The organism is Desulfobacterales bacterium, assembly GCA_029211065.1.
Lineage (GTDB): Bacteria > Desulfobacterota > Desulfobacteria > Desulfobacterales > JARGFK01 > JARGFK01.
This window is the reverse complement of the sequence record JARGFK010000008.1, coordinates 63,000-71,178: the sequence shown is the minus strand read 5'-3', so window position 1 is coordinate 71,178 and position 8,179 is coordinate 63,000. Positions and strand designations below refer to the sequence as shown.

8 protein-coding genes are annotated in these 8,179 nt (G+C 49.2%); all 8 read right to left on the bottom strand.

Features of this window, described 5'->3' with window-relative positions:
- Nucleotides 1-206: 206 nt before the first annotated feature.
- On the bottom strand, nt 207-710 hold the full coding sequence (locus P1P89_03435) for a cyclic nucleotide-binding domain-containing protein (GenBank protein MDF1590546.1): 504 nt from the start codon (nt 708-710) through the stop codon (nt 207-209).
- A gap of 43 nt (nt 711-753) precedes the next feature.
- Complete coding sequence (locus P1P89_03430) at nt 754-1,716, bottom strand: ExsB family transcriptional regulator (GenBank protein ID MDF1590545.1); 963 nt, start codon at nt 1,714-1,716, stop codon at nt 754-756.
- 45 nt (nt 1,717-1,761) lie between these two features.
- Nucleotides 1,762-2,571, bottom strand: coding sequence for a putative molybdenum carrier protein (locus P1P89_03425; GenBank protein MDF1590544.1), 810 nt, complete (start codon nt 2,569-2,571; stop codon nt 1,762-1,764).
- Between the two features lie 86 nt (nt 2,572-2,657).
- Nucleotides 2,658-3,254, bottom strand: a complete 597-nt coding sequence (locus P1P89_03420; protein MDF1590543.1) for a flavin reductase family protein — start codon at nt 3,252-3,254, stop codon at nt 2,658-2,660.
- 439 nt (nt 3,255-3,693) lie between these two features.
- A complete protein-coding gene (locus P1P89_03415; GenBank protein MDF1590542.1) occupies nt 3,694-4,416 on the bottom strand; it encodes a DnaJ domain-containing protein in 723 nt (240 codons plus the stop codon).
- Nucleotides 4,417-4,449: 33 nt separating this feature from the next.
- Complete coding sequence (locus tag P1P89_03410) at nt 4,450-5,010, bottom strand: response regulator (protein ID MDF1590541.1); 561 nt, start codon at nt 5,008-5,010, stop codon at nt 4,450-4,452.
- Nucleotides 5,011-5,065: 55 nt separating this feature from the next.
- On the bottom strand, nt 5,066-5,914 hold the full coding sequence (locus P1P89_03405; GenBank protein ID MDF1590540.1) for a HAMP domain-containing sensor histidine kinase: 849 nt from the start codon (nt 5,912-5,914) through the stop codon (nt 5,066-5,068).
- Nucleotides 5,911-7,902 carry a PAS domain S-box protein gene (locus P1P89_03400; protein MDF1590539.1) on the bottom strand — a complete coding sequence of 664 codons (1,992 nt, stop codon included), beginning with the start codon at nt 7,900-7,902 and terminating at the stop codon, nt 5,911-5,913. Before P1P89_03400 ends, P1P89_03405 begins: the two co-directional genes overlap by 4 nt.
- Between the last annotated feature and the right edge of the window lie 277 nt (nt 7,903-8,179).

Below are 8,179 nucleotides of genomic sequence, written 5' to 3'. Positions count from 1 at the left end.
TAAATGCCGCGTGATTTGCAATGAAACCTTTATCGAAAAAAATTATTTTTATGCGACAACTATCTTGACAAACGCCGAGCACTAGTGCTATGGAAATGGAAAATTAATGGAATGCCATTGATAGTTTCCGCACAGGTTTTACATGGCCAGTTTTTCCTAATGATGTGAAAAATGAAGATCTGCCATCGTTGTTTTCAAATCGAGCTTTAACTCTGTTCACGTTTCTTTTCGAGACTTCGTTCATTCTTGGCGGATATCAGTTCTTCCGTCGTCTTTATCAGGCGCTGGGCCAATACCTCGGCAAATCCGCGGTACATGATATATCTGAAGGTGTATTTGTCTTTGCCCACCGCTTTATCAAAATTAGAGATATCAATTTCAAGGCAAGTAGAATCGTCAACGGCATATACGGAGGCGGACCTAGCAGTGCCTCCAATAGGGGCAATTTCACCGAAAATATCACCTATGCTGGACAAAACGGCAAGAACTCTGCCCTTCTTAATAATCTTGGCTTTTCCGGAAATAAGGTAATAAATAAGGTTCGTATAACTTCCTTCTTCAAAAATCAATTCTCCGGATTTATATTTCTTGATATGGCTCATCTGCAATAGTTCATTAAATTGCGTCTCGTCGAATGACGACAGTGCGGGTATTCGCCTCATTTGTTGGATGATATAGTTGTTGTCTTCAATGTAATTGGGTTCGATCATTGTTTATACCTCACTGTTCATTATGCCGATATTCTGATTCAAGTTAGACCGCTTCGATGGTTGACGGCGGTTTGGAGGCGATGTTGTATGTAACGCTGACGATCCCCGGCACCTCTTTTATGATTTCGTCGGCTATCTTTGTAAGCAGCTCGAACGAAAGTCGGGTCGGGGTGGCGGTGCGGGCATCGACGCTGTCCCAGCAGCGGACCTCGATCTGCTGTCCGAAGTCGCGCTTGTTGTCGCGCATGCCGGTGACACGGTCTTCATGCAGGATGGCCATGTACTGGAAGGCGCCCGTATCTTTAAGCAGGCGCTCAACCACACCGGTAGCCCGGCGCACCGTCTGGATGCGCTCGGGCGTGACCTCGCCGATGACTCGCGCGGCAAGCGCCGGCCCGGGGAAGGGGATGCGTTCAAACACCTCTGCCGGTAGTCCTAACGCCTGGCCGACTTTGCGAACACCGTCCTTGCGAAGCTGAATGAGCGGCTCGAGTATGCGGTAGCCGAAAGCTTCCTGCGGATCGATGCCGAGCTGCTCGAAAACATTATGCTGGCGCTTGATGCCGGCAACGGTTTCGTCAACGTCCGTAAGAATCGTTCCCTGTAACAGGAATTTTGCGCCGCTTTCTTTGACGATTCGGCCGAATACGTTTTTATAAAAGGTCTGGGTAATGGCCTCGCGTTTTTCTTCCGGGTCATTGACGCCTTTGAGCGCGCTGAAGAACTCTTTCTTGGCATCGACGACTTCCACGGTGACGCCCAGCTTCTGGAAAAGACCCACTACCTGTTCAGGTTCACCCGCGCGCATAATTCCGTTCTCGATAAAAACGGTTTTCAGGCGACTCCCCAGAGCCCGGTGCCCGATCATCGTGACCGTAGCGGAATCGACGCCGCCGGAAAGCGCATTAATCGCGATTCCGCTCTCAACGGTATCTTTGATTTCAGTGACTTTTTCATTAATGAATTGATCGGAGTTAAGATTTTGCGTGGTGATTTCAGGTATCATATGCCATCTCCTTGTCATGTTTTTTATGCAACTGCAGTGTAAATATCAATGCCGGGTCTGGCGTAGGCTGTGCCATAATATTTCCAGGATCAGCATGGCCGCACCACCGGCTTCCATTTCCGGTTGTCCGGCAAACTTGCGGCAGGATTCGATCAACTCCTCGTTTCCTTCCAGGAGTTTAAACTGTTTAATGATCAGCGTTCCGGCGGTACGGTGATAATAATTCAAGTGCTCCTCCGACCGGGTGGCAAATATTTCCATGGTTTCTTTATCCAACGCCAGCAGAAGGATATTAACGGCCTGTTCCACCGTCCGGGGAAGGGTCATCACCCGGTTGTAGTATTCGCTTAGGTCATCGTCGCTGAGACCGCCGCCGGCGCCTGAGTTCAGGAGGCTCAACAGCAGGACGCCTTCAATTACATAGAAGGTATCCTGATAAATTTCAGGGTCCTCGCTGGCCCGCGGTCCCGTGACATTCAGCACTTTAATGGCGTTTTGAATCACCCATCTATAAACATCGGACGCGATCAGAAAAATGGGCTTGTCGGTCAGATCAATATGCAGGCAGGACCTGGTGTGTTTCTTTATGAGTTTTTGGTGCAATTCAGAACGGCCGGTCAGCTTGCCGTGGGAGAGGATCAGCGTGCCGTCGGACGCCATGACGTTTTGTATGGATTGTTCCGTATCATCTTCCGTAACCATCTCGAGAAGCTGGTACGTGTCAGAAAGCGGTCCTTTCTCAGTGGGCTTGCCTTTTGAAATCCATCCGCCATGTTGCACCTTGAGTTTGATGGCGGCATCCAGAGCAGCCTGATCTGCTCCGGATTGTCCTGCTGAGATGATTTTAGTAATCATTGAATCTCAAAAATTAGTTTATCTCCCAATTGTCGGGGAGAAAGGGGTTTGGAAGCATCAACGCAGTTGAGGTAATCCTGAAGTTGTTATCTTTTCATTTTGATAATGTCCGTTGTCCGGCAATAGGTCCCGACACCCAAGCGCCCGACGAAATTCATGCGGGTCGGATCAACCGAGTCTCCTTTCAGGATCGCATCGTTAATGTGAAACAGCAGGACTTCCCCAAAGAAAACCGAGCGGTGGTCCTCTCCGGTTCCGAACTCGATTTCCTGGATAAGCCGGCATTCCAGGCAGACCCGGGCTTCTGCGATCCGGGGCGATGATACCGTGTCCGCGGCCGTGGCGGTCAGGCCCACCTCTTTTATTTCGTCGACATCGCTGGGATAATCGGCGGCAGTCCGGATGACCGCCTCGATATAAGTATCATCCATCATATTGATGACGAAATCCTTTGAGAACTTGATATTCCGGGCAGTGTCCTTTTCCTGGTTTCCCTTCATGCCGGAAGCAACGCACATGACGGGCGGCTTAAAGGATACCGGTGTCACCGCGCTGTAGGGGGCGGCATTGTAAATGCCGTCTTCACCCACGGTTGAAATAAGGGCAATCGGTCTCGGCGCCATTACCGTTCCCAACAGTTTATGCATTTTGCGGCCGCTGATATCTTTGCTTTTCAACTTCATGGTATCTTTCCTCTTCAGTTGCATTTTTGTTTTAAAAATACAAAGTCAAAGTACCAAATTACAAAAAAAACTCAAATCCGAATATTCAATGACCAAAACTTTTTAAGACAAAATATTGTTTAAGTTTTCGAATTTTGGTCATTGGATTTGCCCTTCGACCCGGCTCAGGGCGGTGAGCCAGCCGAACCGTTTGATATTTGGAATTTGACATTTGTCATTTTAAAAGCGAATGAAATTCCAACAAAGCCAATCCCCTTTAGGGATAACCTAAGCCGACCCCTCTATGCTCGGATATTTAATTCTCTTTTGGGTCCAATTCCCCGCGGCTTGCCGCGAGTCGTCATTCCGGCGAAAGCCGGAATCCAGAAACATAAACTGGATGCCGGATCAAGTCCGGCATGACATTTGATACCCCGTAGCTTGCTACGGGGTAATTCATTTAGAGTGGCACCCGCCATTTAAAGCTGCCCCCGTCATAACTCCATTTTCCCGGTACGCCCCGGGACATGATAAAACGAGGGTGTTTCAGCCATGCGAACAATTCATGGTAGGCGTCCGCAACAATTTTAAATTTTTCCCCGTCCCCGCCGACGTCCGGGTGGGTTCTCAAGGCCTCTTTGCGGTAGGCGGTTTTTATTTTCTCGCGTGATTCATCGGATTGGATGTCATCGACGGACAATTTAAGCGTTCTGAGCTGTTTTTGAATGTTTGACCCGCTGATTCTTGCCACCGGCTTAACCATGTCACTGGAGACAGTCCCCCTTTGACCTTTATTGAGGATATGAACCGCTGTGAGCGACCGGCATCTGGACTGTTTATTCTTATTGTACCATTCCCGGCTCAGTTCCATGCACATGGCCTTGAGATCTTCTGCAGGCGTCCGGCCGGGTGTTCGTTTATAAAAGAATGAAAACACTTCATGCGATCGGTACGGGAGAACATTAATGATCAGAAGGTATTCCGAGAATGAAAAGGTTCCATAATTCGTATGCAGCGCCAGCAACAGGTTTTTTAACCATCGCAGCGAAAACATCAGGAGGTCTTTACACCTTTTTGAACAGTAGCGCCGTCTTCTATTCGTTAATATTTCACCACAGGACAGGCATTTTTTTTCTTTATTGCCGCCGGGGGAGGAATAGACGATTTCATTCTTGATTTCCATAAGTCTGAAAAAAATGCTGCCGGGTGATTTTATTTAAATTCCCTTGTCGCGGACCCTTTCGGTATGGACGACGCGCTGTTGAATCCCCTTGCCGATCTGATAGTTCCGGCTGAATTTGGACCAGAACTCCTTGTCTTTTTCTTTCCAGCCCGAACCGAAACGTTCGTCAAAGTAAGATCCCAGCAGTTCAAAAAGGAGTTTCCAGGGGAGCCCCCCTTCTTCATAGGCCCCCAGCAGCTTATTCAGCAGGGTGTCGAGTTCGGCCAGGGTCTCTTTGGGGATGTAAGCGATGGCGCCTTTTTGAATCGAAGACATCAACGCTTCGGGATTGATGGCGTGGGCGGTCAGCATTACCGTGGGAATGTTTTGTGCGACGGTCTCTTCAAGGAGCTTTAAGCCGTTTACACCCATGATATCAAGGATGGCCAGATCATAACGGTTTTCCCTGATTTTTTGTGAAGCACTCTCATAGTCGCGAGCCCCGTCAACGTGAGCTTCGTCCAGAATATCTTCGATGCTTTCAAGAATGTCCTGTTCGTCATCGACGGCCAGGATGCGCTTTCCCTTAAGGTGTGATAGCGACTGGGTCATCATGAAATTCTCCTCTTTTTGAACGTTGGCTATACCCGCACTTATGCGTATTAAATCGTCAAATAAACAGATTTTTTATCCCGTCAGGGATCTTGCCGGGGGTGCACGGCGCAACCGGAAGTATCAACCGAAAGGTGGCGCCTTTACCCTTTATGCTTTTTAATTCAATGTCGCCGCCAAGGTTTTTGGCCATAATCAGCGCGCCCGCCAAACCCAGACCATGTCCCTGGCGGGTAACCGCTTCGCTGGGGTTTACCTGGGTATACCGGCGGAAAACCGCCTGATGATGTTCCGGATCGATTCCGGGGCCGTCATCGGTGACATCGATACAGAGACAGTCTTTTTCCTGTGCCATTTTGATTTCGAGCAGATTCTTGCGGTAATGCAGGGCGTTTTTAATCAGATTGCCGACAATCTGCCTGAATTTGGTTTCATCCTGAAACAGCTCAATCTCGGTAAGCTGCGGCGCAATCTGGAACGATATCCCGCAGTCGTTGAGATATTGCAGGATTTCTTTTTGCTCGGTGTATCGACTGGATTGCTCGGAAATGATGGCGGCCTTTGTCTCCAACGCCTCCAGCAGGGCTTCGTAGGCAGCTTGGGCGGGTTGGAACCGGCAGCTGATAAAGCAACCGGCTTCAGAGCGGCCGATTTCCAGCAGGCTGTTGAGCATCTCCCAGGCTTTTTTTGTGTTTCGCAAGACCCGGTTGAGGGTCTTTTCCTGGGATGCGGACAGCGATCCGTATTTGTCCCGCTTGGCGAGGAGCGTCTTGATGCCGGTTTCAATAACAGAAATGGGATCTTTTAATTCATGGATCAGAAATTCAATCTGAACTTCACGGAAAAAAGTTTCATTGTCTGTTTTTTGGGGCCGGGTTGTTTCAGGAGAATTTTGCGATATGCTCATTTTATTTCCCCGTTAGATGTTATGTTTTCGTAAGCCGTCGATTTTTTTGGCGAAGCGATTTTTTTGGCCGGTAAAAACCGGAGGGTCATGGTGGTTCCGCCGGAGTTGAGGCAATCGTCCGTTGTCCGGCAGTCTTTGCAGGCAGCGATATCTCCCGGGCAAAGATCCCGGTCCCGGGGAATGAATCGACAGCGGATGGATTCCATACGGATTGCAAAATTGTAGCGCTCGTAAAATATCTTCATGCGAAGCAGGTCAAAGCCCTTGCCGCCGGCATAAAAGTCATAAGGCGCTTTCGTGGAATAATTCACGGTTTCAGATGTCGTGAACGTGCTTTCGAAGATGAGGCGCTGATTTTCCGCCGTGATGCCGATGCCGTAATCCTTTACAACCAGTTCCGGCCCCTTCTCGCCGGTCCGGACGATGATCTCTATCCGTCCGCCGTCAGGGGTATTTTCAATCGCGTTGCGTATCAGGCCCGTAACGATTTTTAGCAGGACTTCTTCCGGGATCAGGATGGGGGCGGTGGCGGAAATCCGGGGCGCTAAACGGCATTTGCGGTGTGAAAATTCAGGTCCCAGGCGTTTAAGGTGCTTGCGGACAAACTGGTCGAGCTTAATACGCTGGGAGGCCAGATTTTTCGGCCCAAAAAGCCCGTCTATCCGGTTCCGGATTTTTTCAATGGCATCGATGTCCCCCAGTTCTTCCGTAATCAAAGATTCCAGTTCATCCGTGCACACATCGAGCAGGGCTGAAAGCATGGTGTGGGCCTTGTAGTCCCTTTCGCGCAGAATGTCTTCGACCTGATATTGCATCTCAAGGATCCGCTTGAGATTCCGCTGTGCTCTTTCCAGCGCCCTTTCCCACCCCGTGACCTTTTTTTGTTCAGCCAGTTTTTTACTTAACAGACTGAGGGAAGCGGATAGCACCGATACCGGCGTTTTCAATTCATGCGACAGGTGATTAATGACCCTGTCTTTGGCGCGGTTCAGGCTTTGAACTTCTTCATAGGAACGTTTCAACTCTTCATTGATACTGGCATTTTCAATGGGGTGGGCGACGGTGCTGGCGATGGTGCCCAATAAAAAAACGTCGGCTTGATCGAAATCCCCTTCTTTTTTGTTTACGGCGCAAAGCACACCGATCATCCGGTCCTGAATCCCGATGGGGACATCCAGCATGTTTCGGGTTTGATACACGGCCTTTTCGTCCACCTGTTTAAAGAAGTAAGGGCTTTTGGATGTGTCCGGGACAATCATGGGCTGACCGGTTCGATACACATGGCCGGCAACCCCTTTGTCGGCCGGGAAGCGGATTTCTTTCATTCGCTTTCCGGTTTCTTTATCGTCATAGTTAACGGCCGGAAAATAGAATTCTTTTTTTTCCTCGTCCAGCAGGATTACCGAAGCACCTTCGACCGCGATGAGGTCCTGGACTTCTTTAATGATGAAATTCAGCAGTTGATCCAGCTGCCGAAACAGCGGCAGGGCTTTGGCGATGCGGAAAAGGGCCTGATTGCTGCGGGCCGCTCTTCTTTCATAGGTGATGTCGCGGGCAATGCCGCGAAATCCGATTTTTTGCCTGTGATCGTCAAAGATCAACTTGGCTGAAATTTTCAGTATGCGCCGTTCACCGTCCTTGCGGGTGATATCCCATATGATGTCCGTAAATCCTTGGCCGGTGCGAAAAATTTTATTGAAATGCTCAAAAGCGATTTCGGCGTTTTTAGCGTCCATGAATTCGCGATAATTGCGATTCTGCATTTCATCACAACCGAATCCGAAGATCCGGCAGAATGCCTCGTTGAAAAAGACAAAGTCGCCGGTCAGGTTGGTTTCGTAAAAACCATCGGCCACATCTTCAATAAATACGCGATACCGTTCCCGGTCAATTCCGCAGCTGTCCGCCGCCATCGGGGCGAGGGACGCGTTTTGCACATGAGTCGGGGCGGGCGGGTGTGGCTTTTGTCTGGTTTTTTTTGATTTCATGAGCCGTGCCGGTTTATTTTTTGTGACAGAATCTGGAGCGACCGCTATAGCGGTCGTCAAAAAAACGTTCCGTTATCCCAACGTTTTTTTTCAACCGCTTATACCGCAATTCATTGTTTCGGAACTTTATTATGGAAAGCGGTATAAAGGGTTTACCTGTCGATTTATACGAAAAAGGGGGCCAGAGTGCAAGAGATTTGTCGGACACTACCATTTAGAGCAGAAGTGCCCGACGGCTGAAATGCGGCGTTAATTTAGAAACCGTTCAGAAACAAAA

Excerpts from the sequence above, each read along its gene's own strand:
- P1P89_03435 (MDF1590546.1), bottom strand. The coding sequence starts at position 710 with ATGATCGAACCCAATTACATTGAAGACAACAACTATATCATCCAACAA.
- P1P89_03430 (MDF1590545.1), bottom strand. The coding sequence starts at position 1,716 with ATGATACCTGAAATCACCACGCAAAATCTTAACTCCGATCAATTCATT.
- P1P89_03425 (MDF1590544.1), bottom strand. The coding sequence starts at position 2,571 with ATGATTACTAAAATCATCTCAGCAGGACAATCCGGAGCAGATCAGGCT.
- P1P89_03420 (MDF1590543.1), bottom strand. The coding sequence starts at position 3,254 with ATGAAGTTGAAAAGCAAAGATATCAGCGGCCGCAAAATGCATAAACTG.
- P1P89_03415 (MDF1590542.1), bottom strand. The coding sequence starts at position 4,416 with ATGGAAATCAAGAATGAAATCGTCTATTCCTCCCCCGGCGGCAATAAA.
- P1P89_03410 (MDF1590541.1), bottom strand. The coding sequence starts at position 5,010 with ATGATGACCCAGTCGCTATCACACCTTAAGGGAAAGCGCATCCTGGCC.
- P1P89_03405 (MDF1590540.1), bottom strand. The coding sequence starts at position 5,914 with ATGAGCATATCGCAAAATTCTCCTGAAACAACCCGGCCCCAAAAAACA.
- P1P89_03400 (MDF1590539.1), bottom strand. The coding sequence starts at position 7,902 with ATGAAATCAAAAAAAACCAGACAAAAGCCACACCCGCCCGCCCCGACT.